Raw genomic sequence first — 17,275 nt, 5'->3', positions numbered from 1 at the left:
CGCTGTACAAGCCCCGTCCGCCGCTTAAGACGTTTCAGCGCGTGCAAACCGTAAAGACAAATTGTAAAGAATGTAAATTCATAGCGAATGGTAACGACTCTCAATTGTGAGTCACAATTGCTTACATTAAGATCCGCAGCCTTAACACCTTGGGGAAGGTTCTTTGCAATGCGTCACTACGTGCCATCTACCGTAAGTTCACCGCGCCTTATCGTTTCGGCCATCGGCGTCGCCCTCAGCGCGTCCTCTGCCTATGCCGCCGAGCCCTCCGCCAGTAACGCCATCACCCTCGATGCCACCAGCATCGAGGGCAAGCTTGAACAGGCCAGCACCGATTACAAAGTCGAAAAGGCCTCCTCGCAGAAGTACACCGCTCCCCTGGTGGACACGCCCCGTTCAGTCACCGTGATTCCACAGCAAGTGATCAAGGACACCAATGCCCTGAACCTGCAGGATGCTCTGCGGACCGTGCCGGGCATTACCTTCGGTGCCGGCGAGGGCGGCAATCCCCAGGGCGATCGCCCGTTCATTCGCGGTTTCGATGCCCAAGGCGACACCTACCTCGACGGCGTACGAGACACCGGCGCACAAACCCGCGAGATCTTCGCCGTGGAGTCGGTGGAAGTTGCCAAAGGCCCGAACTCGGCGATCGGTGGCCGCGGAGCTGCCGGCGGCACCATCAACCTGGTAAGCAAGCGGGCGCACTTGGGCAACTCGCTCGACGCCGCGTGGACCTGGGGCAGCGACCAGACCCAGCGCTACACCCTCGATGGCAACTACCAGTTCAGCGATACCGTTGCCGGCCGCCTGAACCTGATGACTCACGAAAGCAACGTAGCCGGGCGCGACAAGGTCAACTACGACCGCTGGGGTATCGCACCGTCCTTGGCCTTTGGCCTGGGCACGCCGACCCGCGTCAACCTTGACTACTACCACCTGGAAAGCGACGACCTGCCAGACTCGGGTATCCCGTACACGATCCCGACCGGCGGTAGCGGCGACCGCACCTCGGCCCACCCAAGCAAGCCGAATGACGGTGGCGACAGCGACAACTTCTACGGCTTGACCAATCGCGATTTCCGCAAAAGCCGTGTCGACATTGCCACCTTCGCCATCGAGCACGACCTGACAGACGCGCTGACCATCAAGAACACCCTGCGTCATGGCAACAGCATGCAGGACTACATCCTGACTCAGCCCGACGATAGCCAGGGCAACGTCAATAACGGCGAAGTCTGGCGTCGGGCCAATACCCGCGTCGGCAATACCACGACCACCACCAACCAGACGGACCTGTTCGGCGAGTTCTATGTGGCGGGCTTCAAGAACAACTTCTCGACGGGTATCGAACTCAGCCGCGAAGAATCGAAACGGTCTTCCTACAATGTCGCCACACTGGATGGCACCACCAAGGTCAACAACAAGAACGTGTGCAATGGCATCGGTGCCCCGTACAACTGCACCTCGCTGGGCAACCCGACGCCGGACGATCCGTGGAATGGAGCGATCTCACGCAACTACGCGGGTACCGACACCAAGAGCGACACCCGCGCCATCTACGTGTTCGACACACTTGAGCTGACACCTCAGTGGCTGCTGAACATGGGCCTGCGCTACGACCACTTCGACACCCAGTACCGTGGCTACGACGCCTCGGGTGCGACCGTGGTGAACAAGAATGGCATCGCATCCAAGGGCAGTGACACCAGTGAGTTCTTCACAGGCCAACTGGGCCTGGTCTGGAAGCCAGCCGACAACGGCAGCATCTATGTCTCCTACGCCACTTCCGCGACGCCGCCAGGTGCCTTGCTTGGCGAAGGTATGGAAGGCAACCCGCTGGGCAATACCACCGACCGCTCCGGCAACCTGCTGAGCAGCGACATGGAGCCGGAAGAGACCACCAACTACGAAATCGGCACCAAGTGGGACCTGCTGAACGAGCGCCTGTCGCTCACCGCCGCCCTGTTCCGCACCGAGAAGGAAAATGCTCGCGTTCAGGTGGACACCACCTCGTACGAGAACGTTGGCGAAACTCGCGTACAGGGCATCGAGCTGTCGGCCAGCGGCAAGATCACCGAGAAATGGCAGGTGTTCGCCGGCTACACCTACATGCAGGCCCGGCAGATCGACGGCGGCCCCCTGGGCAAGGCCAATGATGGCAACCAGCTCCCTAACACACCTAACAACAGTGCCAGCCTGTGGACCACCTACGCGATCACGCCGAAGCTGACGGTCGGTGGCGGTGCCTTCTACGTCGACGACGTCTACGGCAGCGTGGCGAACACCACCATGGTCGACAGCTATGTCCGCTACGACGCCATGGCCGCCTACAAGCTGACCAAGAACGTGGACCTGCAGTTGAACGTGCAAAACCTGACCAACGAGGTGTACTACGACAAGGCGTTCTCCACCCATTTCGCCAACCAGGCCGCAGGCCGCACCGCATTGCTGACCACCAGCGTTCATTTCTGATGACGGGATTGGGGTAAAGCCGGCCCCTGCAGGAGCCGGCTTGCCGGCGATAGGGCCCACACTGGCACTAAACAATCCCCGACCCGGCCCCGTTCATTTCAGTGAGCGGGGTTTTTGCGTATCAAGGCATAATCCACGCCGCCCGGCCCCGCGCGGCCCCAAATGGTGATCGATGTGTTGAAGAAGTCGCTGTTCCAATTGCACTGGTTCTTTGGCATCACCGCTGGCCTGGTGCTGGCCCTGATGGGCATCACCGGCGCGGTGTATTCGTTCCAGGAAGAACTGCTGCGGCTGTTCAATGCCGATGTCCTGCGGGTCGAGGTGCGCCAGGAAGGCGTGCTGCCGCCAGCAGAGCTGGTCCGACGGGCCGAGGCTGCACAAGGCGACAAGGTCTCGATGCTGTGGGTCGATACCCGCGAAGGCAATGCCGCACGCCTCTTCTTCACCCCTGCCCCCGGCGAGCGCCGTGGCGAACTGCGCTATGCCGACCCCTACACGGGAGAGCTCAAGGGTGAAGTCGCCGGGCAAGGCTTCTTCAACCTGATGCTGCAGTTGCACCGTTTCCTGGCCATGGGCGAGACCGGCAGGCAAATCACCGGCGCCTGCACCCTCATGCTGGTGTTCTTCTGTTTGTCCGGGCTGTACTTGCGCTGGCCGCGCAAGGCGCTGAACTGGCGGGTCTGGCTTACGTTCGACTGGGCCAAGAAGGGCCGCGCGTTCAACTGGGACCTGCACGCGGTGGCTGGGACCTGGTGCTTGCTGTTCTACCTTCTTTTCGCCCTCACCGGCTTGTTCTGGTCCTACGACTGGTACCGCGAGGGGCTGAACAAGTGGCTGGCCGACACGCCGGCCGGTGGTGAGCAGCACAAACGTGGTGCACGCCATGGCCTGCAGAAAGCCGACAAGGATACACCGCCGCTGGTGGTCGACTACGACGCGATCTGGAGCAACCTCAAGGCATCCGCAGGCCCAGGCCTTGCCAGCTACAACCTGCGCTTGCCGCCGGCTGGCGACCGACCAGCCACACTCTTCTACCTGCTGGACAACGCCCCTCACGAGCGCGCCTTCAACACCGTCACCCTGGACCCGGCCAGCGGCCAGTTCAAGCGCGTGGAGCGCTACGATGACAAGTCGTTCAAGGCCCAGCTGCTGCAGAGCGTCTACGCGCTGCACGTGGGCAGTTATTTCGGCCTGACCGGGCGAATCATCGTCACGATCGCGAGCCTGACCATGCCACTGTTCTTCGTCACCGGCTGGCTGCTGTACCTCGATCGTCGCCGCAAGAAACGTCAGGTTCGTGCCGCACGGGGCACCGTCGTCACTACCGCGGACAAAGCCGATAACTGGTTGATCGGCTTCGCCAGCCAAAGCGGCTTTGCCGAACAGCTGGCCTGGCAAAGTGCTGGGCAGTTGCAGGCTGCCGGATTGCCCGTTCAGGTCCGCCCACTGGCCGACCTGCAAGAGAACGACCTGCGCCAGGCGCGTCGCGCGCTGTTCGTGGTCAGTACCTTCGGCGATGGCGAAGCGCCTGACAGTGCGCGCGCGTTCGAACGCAAAGTGCTCGGCCAGCCATGGGCATTGAACAACCTCACCTATGCCCTGCTGGCCTTGGGTGACCGACAGTACCCACACTTCTGTGGTTTTGCCCGGCGCCTGCAGGCCTGGCTCGGCGAGCGCGGTGCCAGCAGCGCCTTCAGCCCGGTGGAGGTGGACAACGTCGACCAGGCGGCACTGCAACAATGGCAGCACGCGCTTGCCAGGCTGACCGGCGCCAAGCCAGTCGCTGCCTGGCAAGCGCCAGACTTCGAAAACTGGAGCCTGACCCGCCGCGAGCTACTCAACCCCGGCAGCCTGGGACAACCGGTCTTCCTGCTGGGGCTGCGCCCTGAACACCCGGCGAATTGGCAAGCCGGCGACCTGGTCGAGGTGCTTCCACTCAATGGCCAACGTCGGATCGGTGAATTCCTCGATGGGCTGGGCCTGGACCCCAATACCCGCGTGCAATTGGACGGTCTGAGCGAGACCCTGGGCCAAGCCTTGGCCAGTCGCCAATTGCCCACCCACCGCAGCCACCTGCTCGGCCTGCATGCCCAAGCCTTGGTCGATGCGCTGGTACCGATCGGTAGCCGCGAATACTCCATCGCCTCGATTGCCAGCGACGGCGAGCTCGAGCTGATCGTACGCCAGGAACGTCATGGCGACGGCACCCTCGGCCTGGGTTCGGGCTGGCTGACCGAGTACCTGCCGGTCAATGGCACCGTCAGCTTGCGCCTGCGCCGCAACAGTGGGTTCCACCTGCCAGAAGCGCCGGCCCCCATGATTCTGATCGGCAACGGCACCGGCCTGGCGGGCCTGCGCAGCTTGCTCAAGGCACGCATCAGCGCGGGCGAGCAGCGCAACTGGCTGCTGTTCGGCGAGCGCAACCGTGCCCACGACCTGCTTTGTGGTGTCGAGCTACAGCAGTGGCTCGACGTGGGCGATCTGAAACGACTGGACGTGGCCTTCTCGCGGGATCAGGCCGAGAAGGTCTATGTGCAGGATGTCCTGCTGCAACAGGCCGATGAGTTCAGACGCTGGATCGACGACGGCGCCTGTGTATATGTCTGCGGCAGCCTGCGAGGAATGGCCACCGGGGTCGATACCGCGCTCAACGCCATCCTCGGCGAAGCGACTGTGCAGCAATTGATCGAGGATGGGCGGTATCGGCGGGATGTGTACTGAGCGGAAATCGATGTAACCGGCACCGGCCTCTTCGCGGGTTTAGCCGCGAGAAGGCCGGCCCCACTGTCAATGCAACTCGAAGGTATCGGCATCCAGGTTCGCCGGGAACTTGGCCCGGTAGGCCGCCAGCTCCGCTGCACTCAACACCGCAGTAAACACCCCATCCGCCTCCCCGGCGCTCAGCAGACTCTCGCCCTGGAAGTCCAGCACCTGGCTGTCACCCGAATAGGCGAAGCCCTTGCCGTCGGTACCTACCCGGTTCACTGCGGCCACATAGCACAGGTTCTCGATACCACGCGCCGGCAACAGGCGGTTCCAATGCAGGCGACGGGCCGCCGGCCAGTTAGCGGTATACAGCAACAGGTCGGTGTCCTGGGCGTCACGGCTCCACACCGGGAAACGCAGGTCGTAGCAAATCAGGGGTCGCACCCGCCAGCCCTTGAGCTCGAACTGCACCTGGCGCTCACCCGGGGTGAAGTGCTTGTGCTCGCCGGCCATGCGGAACAGGTGGCGCTTGTCGTAATGCAGGATTTCACCATCCGGGCGCGCCCACAGCAGGCGATTGCGGTGGCTGCCGTCCGCGGCCTGGATGATCAGGCTGCCGGTGATGACTGCGTCGTGTTTCTTCGCCTGGGCCTTGAGCCATTTGTAGGTGGGGCCGTTCTCAGGCTCGGCCAGGGTTTCCGAGGCCATGGAAAACCCGGTGGTGAACATCTCGGGCAGGATCACCAGATCCACATCGCCCACCTGCGCCAGCAGCTCATCGAAGTGCGCGTAGTTGGCTTCGCGGTCGTGCCAGGCCAGGGTGGTCTGCACCAAGGCGACTTTCAGGTTAGGCAGTGCACTCAGATCGCGCATAGTTTTTCCGCTGCCTGACGCAGCGTCTCCTCTCGTTTGGCAAAGCACAGGCGAACCAGGCGTTGCTCGGGGATGGGTTGCTGGTAGAACACCGACACCGGAATGGTCGCCACGCCATGTTCGCGGGTCAGCCACAAGGCCATGTCGACGTCGTTCAGGTCCGGGCGGATCTGCGAGTAGTCCACCAGTTGGAAATAAGTGCCCGCCGTGCGGACAAAGGTGAAACGCGAGTCTTGCAGCAAGTCGCAGAACAGGTCGCGCTTGGCCTGGTAGAAGCCAGGCAACGCGTCGACATGCCCGGGGTCTTCGGCCATGAAATCGGCCAGGGCACATTGCAACGGCGTCACACCACAGAAGTTGACGTACTGATGCACCTTGCGCAGCTCTGCGCTCAGGGCTGGCGGGGCAACGACATAACCGGTCTTCCAGCCAGTGACGTGGTAAGTCTTGCCGAACGAGCTGACCACGAACGCGCGGCTGTAGAGTTCGGCATGGGCCAGCACGCTGGCGTGGCGCACACCGTCATACACCAAGTGTTCGTAGACCTCATCGCTGACCAGGTAGATATCGCGCCCGGCGATCAGACTGGCCAGCTGGTCGAGATCTTCACGGGTAATCAGCGCGCCGCTGGGGTTGTGCGGAGCATTGAGAATGACCATGCGCGTACGCGGGCTCAGGGCGTCGCTGAACCTCTGCCAGTCGATACGAAAATCGCCATCGCTCAACTGAACATGCACGCACCGGCCACCGGCCAGGGCCACCGAAGGCGCGTAGCTGTCGTAGCACGGATCGAAGACGATGACCTCGTCGCCCGCTTGGATAACGGCCTGGATGGCACAGAAGATCGCCTCGGTGGCACCTGGGGTGATGGTCACTTCATGGTCGACATCGACTTTTGCACCGTACAGGCGCTCGATCTTGGCGGCGACCTCCTGGCGCAGGGCTGGCAGACCGGTCATCGGCGCATACTGGTTGTGCCCTAAAGCCACATGGCGGCCAACCGCGTCCAGCAGCGCCTGGGGGCCGTTGAAGTCGGGGAAACCCTGCGAAAGGTTCAACGCGCCGGTCTGTACGGCCAGCTGGGACATGGTGGTAAAGATGGTCGTGCCAACATTCGGCAGTTTGCTGCGGATCATGAAGCCCTCTTTCCTGGGGGTATCCGGCACGGGGTTGGAGTCCGAGCATAGCGGATCGAGCGGTCAGGAAAAAGGATGAAACAATGAGGGTATTGCGCTGGGTCAAAGGGCCAAATCGCCGGCAAGCCGGCTCCTGACCTTGGCGGTAGGAGCCTGCTTGCGGGCGACCACGCCCGCGGGAAATCAGCGCTTCTTGTCGCGGCGCTTCTTCTCGGCCTTCTTGTGGTGCGACATCAGGCGGCGCTTCTTGTTGACCTGGCGGTCGGTGAGGGTGTTCTTCTTGCCCTCGAACGGGTTCTCACTCCCTTTGTACTCGATGCGAATCGGCGTACCGACCAGCTTGAGCACACGGCGGTAAGTGTTTTCCAGGTAACGCGAGTACGACTTCGGAATCTTGTCGGTCTGGTTGCCGTGGATCACGATCAACGGCGGGTTGGCACCACCGAGGTGGGCATAGCGCAGCTTGATGCGGCGGCCATTGACCAGCGGCGGCTGGTGCTCGCTGACCGCATCCTCGAGGATCTGGGTCAGGCGGCTGGTCGGCCAGCGGGTAACCGCCGACTTGAACGCAGCCTGAACCGACTTGTACAAGTGGCCCACACCGGTGCCGTGCAGCGCCGAAATGAAGTGGATGTCGGCGAAGTCGACGAAGAACAGCCGGCGCTCCAGCTCGGTCTTCACATAATCGCGTTCACCCGGCTCCATGCCATCCCACTTGTTCAGGGCGATGACGATGGCGCGGCCGGCTTCCAGGGCGAAGCCCAGCAGGTTCAGGTCGTGGTCCACCACGCCTTCGCGGGCGTCCATGACGAAGATCACCACGTTGGCGTCCTTGATCGCCTGCAGCGTCTTGACCACCGAGAACTTCTCGACTTCCTCGTGGATCTTGCCGCGCTTGCGCACCCCGGCGGTGTCGATGAAGGTGTACTTCTCGTCATCACGCTCGAACGGGATGTAGATACTGTCGCGGGTGGTGCCCGGCTGGTCGTACACCACCACGCGCTCTTCACCGAGCATGCGGTTGACCAGCGTCGATTTACCGACGTTGGGGCGACCGATGATGGCGATCTTGATGCCATCTTTCTCGCTCGGCCCCGGAATACGCACAGCTTCCTCGCCTTCGGCGACGTCGGCATCCAGCGCTTCCTCGACCTGGTCGCGTGGGAGATGGCCGAGGACGGCCTCCATCAGCGCATTGATACCACGGCCCTGCGAGCCGGCCACTGGAATGGCGTTGCCCATGCCCAACGGCGAGAACTCGGCGCGAGCGACATCGGCGTCGATGTTGTCGATCTTGTTGGCGACCAGGATCGCTTCCTTGTTCCGCTTGCGCAGGTGCTCGGCGATCATCTGGTCGGCGGCGGTCATGCCGGCGCGGGCATCGACCAGGAACAGCACGTAGTCGGCTTCCTCGATGGCCATCAGCGACTGCTCGGCCATCTTCTCGTCCATGCCGACTTCGTCGCCGGTGATACCGCCGGTGTCGATCAGGATGTACGAACGACCCTGCCAGGTGGCATCGCCATACTGGCGGTCACGGGTCAGGCCCGACAGGTCACCGACGATGGCATCGCGGGTTTTGGTCAGGCGGTTGAACATGGTGGACTTGCCGACGTTCGGCCGTCCCACCAGGGCGATTACGGGAACCATGCGGCTCTCCACTCTTGAATTCTTGAAAATGCAAAGGCCGCTGCAAGGCAGCGGCCGGAGTTCGGGCGGCGTTTCCTACGCCGCAACTCAAGACCTGTAGCGGTCTTGAGCATAGCTTCAGCGGATGGTCAGTGCCTCGAGCTTGCCGCTGTTGCCAAAGACGTAGATGGTGTCGCCGACCACCAGGGGTCGGGCGCGCAGGCCATCGCTGTCGATTCGCTCGCGACCGACGAAACGGCCGTCGACCTGGCTGAGCAGGTGCAGGTAACCCTCGAAATCACCTACCGCTACGTAGCTGGAGAACACTTCCGGCGCCGACAACTGGCGGCGGGCCATGGAGTCATTGGTCCACAGCGCGCTGGAAGAACGCTCGTCGACACTCTCGACGGTGCCCGACGCTTCGCTGACGTAGACGTTGCCAAAGCCTTGGGCGACACCTACGTAGCTGGACGCATCGCGCTGCCACAGCACGCGACCGCTTTCCAGGTCCAGGCCCGCGACACGGCCCTGGTAGGTGCTGACGTACAGGGTACCACCGGACAGCAGCAAGCCGCCGTCGATGTCTACCACGCGGTCCAGCTCCGAACGGCCCTGTGGAATGGCCACGCGGCTTTCCCAGACAGGCACGCCGTTGCTGATGTCCACCGCAATGACTTTGCCAGTGGACAGGCCAGCAACGGCCAGACGGTTGGTCACGATCGGCGCGCCGGTGCCACGCAGGGTCAGCACCGCCGGAGTGCTTTCATAGATCCAGCGACGGTCGCCGGTCGCGGCATCGAGGCCGATCAGACGGTCGTCCTGGGTCTGGACCACCACCACGTCACCATTGTTCGCTGGCGGTGCCAGCACTTCACTGGTAACGCGCGAGCGCCAGCGCTCCTCACCGGTGCTGGAATCCAGCGCGATGACTTCGCCCTTGAGCGTGCCGAGCATGACCAGGCCGTAGCCTACGCCTACAGCGCCGGAAACCGGCAACTCCAGATCCTTCTTCCACACCACGTCACCGGTGATGCGGTCGAGGGCGAAGACTTCGCCATTGACATCGGATGCGTAGATGCGGTCATTCTCGATGGCCGGCACCAGGGTGTTGTACGTCTCGCCCTGGCCGTCACCGATCGAACGGCTCCACTGCTTCTTCAGCACCACTTCCTCGGTGAACTTGGTCAGCTCGGCCGGAGGCAGTTCCTTCTTGCTGTTGCTGCTGCAACCTGCGGCCAATACGGCCAGGGTCAGCACTGCTGCTTGTTTCCAACCGATCACGTCAGGCGTCCCCTTTGGCCAGGTCATCCAGCTTCAATTGCAGGCCACCGACCGCGGCGTCATCGGACAGCGCGGCCTTGGCTTTTTCGTAGGCGCCGTGAGCATCGTCGGCACGACCCAGCTGCACCAGCAGGTCGCCCTTCAACTCTTCGCGGCTGGCCAGGAACGCCTTGTCGGCGTCGCCATCGAGCAGCTTGAGCGCCTCCTCGGCCTTGTCCTGGGCAGCGAGCACACGCGCCAGACGCTGGCGAGCAATTTCACCCAGGGTAGCGTCGGCAGGTTTGTCCATCACGCTCTTGAGCTCGGCGGCGGCGTCGTCGAGCTTACCGCTCTCGACCGCCACCTTGGCCACGAACAGGCTGCCGTATTGGGCGTAGGCGGTACCACCGAACTCGCTCTTGAGCTTGCCAGACAATTCCGCCACCTTGGTGGCGTCAGGCTGGCCACTCGGCGTCAGACTGGTTTCCAGCAGGGCCTGGTACAGCGCCGAGGCACCTTGCGACTGATTGTTCTGGTACTTGTGCCAGGTATTCCAGCCCAACACCACCACACCGGCCAGCAGGGCACCGGTCAGCAGCGGCTTGCCGTTGCGGTTCCACCAGTCCTTGGCTGCGGCCAGGCCTTCATCATCGGTACTCGACACCCCAATACTCCTTTTCAGCAATTCGGCTGTTTGACTACTTCACGCTTGCGCGATGGCAGCTTCCAGGTGCTCGGCCAGAGCATCCCAGGCAATGTTCTGTTGTTCACCCTGGCCACGCAGGGGCTTGAAACCAATGGTGCGCTGCGCGAGCTCGTCGTCGCCAAGAATCAGCGCAAACAGCGCACCGCTCTTGTCGGCTTTCTTGAACTGGCTCTTGAAACTGCCCCCCCCGGCGTTGACCGCCAGGCGCAGGCCCGGGAGACGGTCACGCAGGCCTTCGGATAGCTTCAGCCCGGCCAGTTCGGCCTGGTCGCCGAAAGCGCACAGGTAGACGTCGATCTGGCGGCTGATGGACTCTGGCACCTTGCCCAGGGTCTCCAGCAGCAGGATCAGACGCTCGATACCCATGGCGAAACCAACGCCCGGGGTCGGCTTGCCGCCCATCTGTTCGACCAGGCCGTCGTAGCGGCCACCGGCGCACACAGTGCCCTGGGCGCCGAGCTTGTCGGTGACCCACTCGAACACGGTCTTGCTGTAGTAGTCCAGGCCACGCACCAGCTTGGTGTTGATTACGAACGGAATGCCAGCGGCATCCAGACGGGCCTTGAGGCCCTCGAAGTGCACACGGGACTCCTCGTCCAGGTACGCTTCCAGTTTTGGCGCATCGACCAGCACCGCCTGGGTGTTCTGGTCCTTGCTGTCGAGAATGCGCAGCGGGTTGCTCTTCAGGCGGCGCTGGCTGTCTTCGTCCAGCTGGTCCAGACGCGCGGACAGGAACTCGACCAGGGCATCGCGGTAACGTGCGCGCGCTTCGCTGGTGCCCAGGCTGTTGAGCTCCAGCTTGACGGCATCCTGAATGCCCAGCAGGCCCCAAAGACGCCAGGTGAGCATGATCAGCTCGGCGTCGATGTCCGGACCGTCCAGGTTGAACACTTCCACGCCAATCTGGTGGAACTGGCGGTAGCGGCCTTTCTGCGGGCGCTCGTGACGGAACATCTGGCCGATGTACCACAGCTTCTGGACCTGGCCGTTGCCGGTGATGCCATGTTCCAGTACGGCTCGCACGCAAGCGGCTGTGCCTTCGGGGCGCAGGGTGAGCGAATCGCCGTTGCGGTCCTCGAAGGTGTACATCTCTTTTTCGACGATGTCGGTGACTTCACCGATGGAGCGCTTGAACAGCTCGGTGAACTCGACGATCGGCGTACGGATCTGGCTGTACCCGTAGGTGTCCAGCAGACCAGCCACGGTACCCTCGAAGTAACGCCACAGTGGCGACTGCTCGGGCAGGATGTCGTTCATGCCACGAATGGCTTGCAGCGATTTGCTCACGGGGAATCCTTACGAATCTGTGTATCAGCCGCGGGCGATCAGCGCCGCGTCGGCCTCGACCTTCTCGGCCGCTTTCTGGCGGATGAGTTTTTCCAGCTCATCGACCAGGTTGTCATTGGTCAGCTTCTGCGCGGGCTTGCCGTCGATGTAGACCAGGTTCGGAGTACCACCGGTCAACCCCACATGGGACTCCTTGGCCTCACCTGGGCCGTTGACCACGCAGCCGATCACCGCGACGTCCAGCGGTACCAGCAGGTCTTCCAAGCGCCCTTCCAGCTCGTTCATGGTCTTGACCACATCGAAGTTTTGCCGCGAACAGCTCGGACACGCGATGAAGTTGATGCCACGGGAACGCAGGTGCAGCGACTTGAGGATGTCGTAACCGACCTTCACTTCCTCGACCGGATCGGCGGCCAGGGAGATACGGATGGTATCGCCGATACCTTCGGCCAGCAGCATACCGATGCCGACGGCGGATTTCACCGTTCCCGAACGCAGGCCACCGGCTTCGGTGATACCCAGGTGCAGCGGCTGGATGATCTGCTTGGCCAGCAGGCGGTAGGCTTCGACGGCCATGAACACGTCGGAGGCCTTGACGCTGACCTTGAAGTCCTGGAAGTCCAAGCGGTCGAGATGCTCGACATGGCGCAGGGCCGACTCGACCAGTGCAGCTGGGGTCGGTTCGCCGTATTTCTTCTGCAGGTCCTTTTCCAGCGAGCCGGCGTTGACGCCGATACGGATCGGGATGCCACGGTCGCGAGCGGCATCCACCACCGCGCGCACTCGGTCTTCACGACCGATGTTGCCCGGGTTGATGCGCAGACAGTCGACACCCAGCTCGGCCACGCGCAGGGCGATCTTGTAGTCGAAGTGGATATCGGCGACCAGCGGCACGCTGACCTGCTGCTTGATGCGACCGAACGCCTCGGCGGCGTCCATGTCAGGGACCGAGACGCGCACGATGTCGACGCCAGCATCGACCAGACGCTGGATCTGCGCCACGGTGGCAGCGACATCATTGGTGTCGGTGTTGGTCATGCTCTGTACCGCGATGGGGGCATCCCCCCCTACTGGCACATTGCCGACCCAGATTTTGCGGGATTCGCGACGTTTGATCGGAGATTCGCCGTGCATGACTTACTGTCCCAACTTCAGGCGAGCGGTCTCGCCACTGGTGAACGGGGCAACATCGACGGCCTGACCGTTGTAGCTGACCTGAGCGCCACGGGCAAAGCCCAGGCGTACCGCGAACGGCGGCTTACCGGTCAGTTCCAGGCTGTCACCCTTGCGCTTGATGGCGCTGAACAGCACCTTGCCGTTGCCATCTGTAACTTGCGTCCAGCAATCGGCGGTGAATTGGATCGCTACCTTGGCACTCCCGGCCGCTACTTCGGCTGGGGTGGCCACGGGGGTTGCCGGCGCACTGGCGACAGGTGCCGCTGGCGTGGCAGGTACGACTGGAGCGACCGGTGCAGGCACTACGGCCGTGGCCGGCGCTTGCTGGACCGGGGCTGCTGCGGGTGCGGGCGCGACAACCGGCGCCTGGGCGGACGGCGCAGTCGCAGCGACAGCAGGGTTGGCTGGCTCGCTGGCGGCCTGCGCAGGCTCCTCGGCGGCGGGCTGCTCCAGTGGCAGTGGCGCACTCTCAGCTTGCTCGCCAGCGGTAACCGCCTGGTCTTCAGGTTCGTCCAGCGGGTGGATCTGTGTGGTGCCGTCGGCGCTCTCGACCTCGACGTGCTCCAGGGCGATCTTGGCCAGGTCCTTGCCACGCAGGCTGCCCTGGTCCTGCCACCACAGGAAGCTGCCGCCGACGACGGCCAGCAACAACAGCAGGCTGACCCCGCGCAGGATGTTATGCGACAGGCGCACCGGTTCTTCGATGCGCCCCAACGAGTGCACTTCACTGCCCTTGGCGTGGGTACCAGTGAACTGATCGAAGGCTTCGACCAGCGGGGCCTGATCCATGTCCATCAGCTTGGCGTAGGCACGGATGTAGCCACGGGCGAAGGTATGCCCCGGCAGCTTGTCGAAGGCACCGGTTTCCAAATGGTTCAGCGACGTGACCGTGAGGTTGAGCTTGCGGGCGACCTCGGCTTGCGACCATTCCCGGTTCTCGCGGGCCTGGCGCAAGAGTTCACCGGGGTTTTGGCGAGACGCTGCTGCTACTTCGGGATGCGCGGCTTTCATCGTTGCTCCGACAGGTATTGCTGATATTCCGGCGTACCGGGATAAAGTCGTTGTAATTGCTCGCCCAGCTCAGCCAGTGCGTTGCGTTCGTCGAACGCGCGGGCAAGGCGACTGCCCAGCAGCAGGCTGCGGGCGTCGTGGCCACTCAACTGGCTGAAACGATCGTAGTAGTCCCGGGCCGGCACATAATGCCTGTTTTCGTAAGACAACTCAGCCATTTCCAACAACGCCCTGGGTTGTCGCGGGTTGAGTTGCAGGGCCTTGCCCAAATACGCATGGGCCTGGTCGCGACGGTCGAGCCTGAGGGCTGTGAGGCCGAGGTTTTCGTACACGCGCGAACGCTCAGGATACAGGCTATCGGCACTGGCCAGGCGAAACATCTGCTCGGCCTCGTCGAACCGCTGCTGAGCATATAGGAAACTGCCGTAATTGTTGCGAATTCGCGTGTCGCCGTCACGCGCATTCAAGGCCTTGCGAAAATGCGCTTCGGCCAGGGCGGGCTCGCCCTGCGCTTGGAACACCAGTGCCAGCGCGGCGTGGGCGTCGGCATCGTTGGCATTCAGGGCCAAGGCCTTGCTCAACGGCACCTTGGCCTGTTCGGCAAAGCCTTGTTGCAAATATCCGAGTCCGAGCTGCACGTAAGCCTTGCCAGCCTCGGCACGCCCTTGGCGATTGGCCAAGGGGTCGCTCGCGCCGCCCGACACACAGCCGGCCAGCAGCACAAGTGTCAGCATCGATAGCGCGGCGCGCAGGTTCATGGCCGGGCCCGCAATCAGTGGCGCACGGCGCTGTCTTGCAACTCGTTGTCGGCAGACAACTGGCGGACGGCGATGTAGCGCTCGCTACGACGGGTGCGGTCATTGACCTGCCCGACCAACTGACCGCAAGCCGCGTCGATGTCGTCGCCCCGGGTAGTGCGGGTGGTGACGTTGAAGCCGCCGTGGTGCAACAGGTCCTGGAAGCGACGGATGGCGTTATTGCTGGGTCGCTCGTAACCCGAGTGCGGGAACGGGTTGAAAGGAATCAGGTTGATCTTGCACGGCACGTCACGCAGCAGCTCGATCATCTGCGCGGCATGCTCAGGTTGGTCGTTGACGTCCTTGAGCAAGGTGTACTCGACGGTCAGCACGCGCTTGCCACCCAGGGTGGCCATATAGCCCATGCACGACTCCAGCAGCACCTTGAGCGGGTACTTCTTGTTGATCGGCACCAGCTGATTGCGCAACTCGTCATTTGGCGCGTGCAGCGACAGCGCCAGCGACACGTCGATGTGCTTGGCCAGCTCGTCGATCATCGGCACCACGCCCGAGGTGGACAAGGTGACACGACGCTTGGAAATGCCATAGCCCAGATCATCCATCATGATCTTCATGGCGGCGATGACATTGTCGAAATTGAGCAGAGGCTCGCCCATGCCCATCATGACCACGTTGGTGATGGCGCGGTCGATCTTGGCAGGAACGGTCCCGAAGGATTTGTTGGCAAGCCACACTTGGCCGATGACTTCGGCGGCGGTGAGGTTGCTGTTGAAGCCTTGCTTGCCGGTGGAGCAGAAACTGCAGTCCAGGGCACAGCCGGCTTGCGACGACACGCAGAGCGTACCGCGATCGTCGGTAGGGATGTAGACGGTCTCGACGCAGCTGCCGGAGGCAACGCGGACCACCCACTTGCGGGTACCGTCGGCGGAAATGTCTTCACTGACCACTTCCGGCGCCCGAATCTCGGCAACGGCCTCGAGCTTTTCGCGCAAGGCCTTGCCGACATTGGTCATGGCGGCGAAATCGTCGACGCCAAAGTGGTGAATCCATTTCATGACCTGACCGGCACGAAAACGCTTCTCCCCGATCGACTCGAAGAATTTTTCCATTTCCTGGAGGGTCAGGCCCAACAGGTTGATCTTGCCAGTCATGTCACTCATGGAATCACCCAAGACCTGCTTCGCTTAGCGAATGCGGTCGCACAGCTCGGTAGCGGAGAAGAAGTAAGCGATTTCGCGGGCAGCCGAAGCTTCCGAGTCGGAACCGTGAACGGCGTTCTCGTCGATGGAAACGGCGAAGTCAGCGCGGATGGTGCCGGCAGCAGCTTCTTTCGGGTTGGTAGCGCCCATCAGCTCACGGTTGGCCAGAACGGCGTTTTCGCCTTCCAGAACCTGAACGATGACCGGGCCCGAAGTCATGAAGGCAACCAGATCAGCGAAGAAGCCGCGCTCTTTGTGCTCGGCGTAGAAGCCTTCGGCTTCGGCTTTGGACAGTTGCTTCATTTTCGAAGCGACGACGCGCAGGCCGGCTTTCTCGAAACGAGTGGTGATCTCGCCGATGACGTTCTTGGCGACGGCGTCAGGCTTGATGATGGAGAAAGTACGTTGAACAGCCATGGAAAACTCCAGAAAAATGAGTGTTGCGAAAAATTAAACCCGCGAATTATACGCGGGTTCCAGGGGATTGCCTAACCTGCAGCACACGCTCAGTCGGCTTCTTCGATCCAGGCCGCCTGGATGGCCTCGAGCACTTTCTCACCGCCGCGTGACGGATCGTCGCTGAACTCTGGCAATGCCAGCACCCAACGGTGCAGATCGACGAAATTCACATAACGAGGATCGACGTCCGGCTTGCTTTCCGCAAGCTGGATGGCGATCTCAAGTACATCAATCCATTTCAGACTCATGCGCAAAACCTCAATGCGGTGCTTCGGCGGCGTGGTTGAGCGAGTATTTTGGAATCTCGATGGTGAGGTCTTCCTCACCGACGATCACCTGGCAGGCCAGGCGCGACTGCGCCTCCAGACCCCAGGCCTTGTCCAGCATATCCTCTTCCAGCTCGTCGGCCTCTTCAAGCGAGTCGAAGCCTTCACGCACGATGCAATGACAGGTGGTGCAGGCACACACGCCGCCGCACGCACTTTCCATCTCGATGTGGTGCTCGTGGGCCAGTTCCAGGATATTGGTCCCGGGCTCCACCTCCACTACCAGCCCCTCCGGGCAGAACTTCTCGTGCGGCAGGAAAATCACCTGTGGCATCGG

15 protein-coding genes are annotated in these 17,275 nt (G+C 62.4%); 2 read left to right on the top strand and 13 right to left on the bottom strand.

All coding sequences use genetic code 11. The features are described from left to right. Nucleotides 1-168: 168 nt before the first annotated feature. Complete coding sequence (locus C4Q26_RS16880; protein WP_104883338.1) at nucleotides 169-2,472, top strand: TonB-dependent siderophore receptor; 2,304 nt, start codon at nucleotides 169-171, stop codon at nucleotides 2,470-2,472. Nucleotides 2,473-2,646: 174 nt separating this feature from the next. Then, nucleotides 2,647-5,193 carry a sulfite reductase flavoprotein subunit alpha gene (locus C4Q26_RS16875; protein WP_104884054.1) on the top strand — a complete coding sequence of 849 codons (2,547 nt, stop codon included), beginning with the start codon at nucleotides 2,647-2,649 and terminating at the stop codon, nucleotides 5,191-5,193. Nucleotides 5,194-5,259: 66 nt separating this feature from the next. Here the strand turns inward: C4Q26_RS16875 and C4Q26_RS16870 are convergent, their stop codons facing one another. The 13 genes from C4Q26_RS16870 to fdx all read right to left on the bottom strand — a co-directional run bounded on the left by C4Q26_RS16870 (nucleotide 5,260) and on the right by fdx (nucleotide 17,272). Next, nucleotides 5,260-6,051, bottom strand: a complete 792-nt coding sequence (locus C4Q26_RS16870; RefSeq protein ID WP_023382198.1) for an amidohydrolase — start codon at nucleotides 6,049-6,051, stop codon at nucleotides 5,260-5,262. Next, nucleotides 6,039-7,187, bottom strand: a complete 1,149-nt coding sequence (locus C4Q26_RS16865; protein WP_023382199.1) for a pyridoxal phosphate-dependent aminotransferase — start codon at nucleotides 7,185-7,187, stop codon at nucleotides 6,039-6,041. The genes C4Q26_RS16870 and C4Q26_RS16865 overlap by 13 nt, the downstream gene beginning before the upstream one ends. Nucleotides 7,188-7,370: 183 nt before the next feature. Then, nucleotides 7,371-8,837 (bottom strand): ribosome biogenesis GTPase Der, encoded by a 1,467-nt coding sequence (gene der / locus C4Q26_RS16860; protein ID WP_023382200.1) that lies wholly within the window; start codon nucleotides 8,835-8,837, stop codon nucleotides 7,371-7,373. Between the two features lie 117 nt (nucleotides 8,838-8,954). Then, nucleotides 8,955-10,097 carry an outer membrane protein assembly factor BamB gene (gene bamB / locus C4Q26_RS16855; protein WP_023382201.1) on the bottom strand — a complete coding sequence of 381 codons (1,143 nt, stop codon included), beginning with the start codon at nucleotides 10,095-10,097 and terminating at the stop codon, nucleotides 8,955-8,957. A 1-nt stretch (nucleotide 10,098) separates the two neighbouring features. Continuing rightward, nucleotides 10,099-10,740 (bottom strand): tetratricopeptide repeat protein, encoded by a 642-nt coding sequence (locus tag C4Q26_RS16850; protein ID WP_027906603.1) that lies wholly within the window; start codon nucleotides 10,738-10,740, stop codon nucleotides 10,099-10,101. 39 nt (nucleotides 10,741-10,779) lie between these two features. Next, nucleotides 10,780-12,069, bottom strand: a complete 1,290-nt coding sequence (gene hisS, locus C4Q26_RS16845; RefSeq protein ID WP_023382203.1) for a histidine--tRNA ligase — start codon at nucleotides 12,067-12,069, stop codon at nucleotides 10,780-10,782. A 24-nt stretch (nucleotides 12,070-12,093) separates the two neighbouring features. Continuing rightward, entirely contained in the window at nucleotides 12,094-13,203 is a 1,110-nt protein-coding gene (ispG, locus tag C4Q26_RS16840) for a flavodoxin-dependent (E)-4-hydroxy-3-methylbut-2-enyl-diphosphate synthase (protein ID WP_023382204.1), read from the bottom strand. 3 nt (nucleotides 13,204-13,206) lie between these two features. Further along, a complete protein-coding gene (locus C4Q26_RS16835) occupies nucleotides 13,207-14,256 on the bottom strand; it encodes a RodZ family helix-turn-helix domain-containing protein (protein ID WP_023382205.1) in 1,050 nt (349 codons plus the stop codon). Next, nucleotides 14,253-15,014, bottom strand: coding sequence for a type IV pilus biogenesis/stability protein PilW (gene pilW, locus C4Q26_RS16830; RefSeq protein ID WP_023382206.1), 762 nt, complete (start codon nucleotides 15,012-15,014; stop codon nucleotides 14,253-14,255). Before pilW ends, C4Q26_RS16835 begins: the two co-directional genes overlap by 4 nt. A 14-nt stretch (nucleotides 15,015-15,028) precedes the next feature. After that, complete coding sequence (gene rlmN, locus C4Q26_RS16825; RefSeq protein ID WP_027906606.1) at nucleotides 15,029-16,174, bottom strand: 23S rRNA (adenine(2503)-C(2))-methyltransferase RlmN; 1,146 nt, start codon at nucleotides 16,172-16,174, stop codon at nucleotides 15,029-15,031. Nucleotides 16,175-16,198: 24 nt separating this feature from the next. Further along, nucleotides 16,199-16,630, bottom strand: coding sequence for a nucleoside-diphosphate kinase (gene ndk / locus C4Q26_RS16820; protein ID WP_023382208.1), 432 nt, complete (start codon nucleotides 16,628-16,630; stop codon nucleotides 16,199-16,201). 89 nt (nucleotides 16,631-16,719) lie between these two features. Then, on the bottom strand, nucleotides 16,720-16,920 hold the full coding sequence (gene iscX, locus C4Q26_RS16815) for a Fe-S cluster assembly protein IscX (protein ID WP_023382209.1): 201 nt from the start codon (nucleotides 16,918-16,920) through the stop codon (nucleotides 16,720-16,722). 10 nt (nucleotides 16,921-16,930) lie between these two features. Beyond that, nucleotides 16,931-17,272 (bottom strand): ISC system 2Fe-2S type ferredoxin, encoded by a 342-nt coding sequence (gene fdx / locus C4Q26_RS16810; RefSeq protein ID WP_023382210.1) that lies wholly within the window; start codon nucleotides 17,270-17,272, stop codon nucleotides 16,931-16,933. Nucleotides 17,273-17,275: the final 3 nt, after the last annotated feature.

Origin of the sequence: Pseudomonas sp. SWI44, assembly GCF_002947915.1 — a bacterium.
GTDB lineage: Bacteria > Pseudomonadota > Gammaproteobacteria > Pseudomonadales > Pseudomonadaceae > Aquipseudomonas > Aquipseudomonas taiwanensis.
The sequence above is the reverse complement of the archived record's forward strand: the minus strand, read 5'-3'. Positions and strand labels throughout refer to the sequence as shown.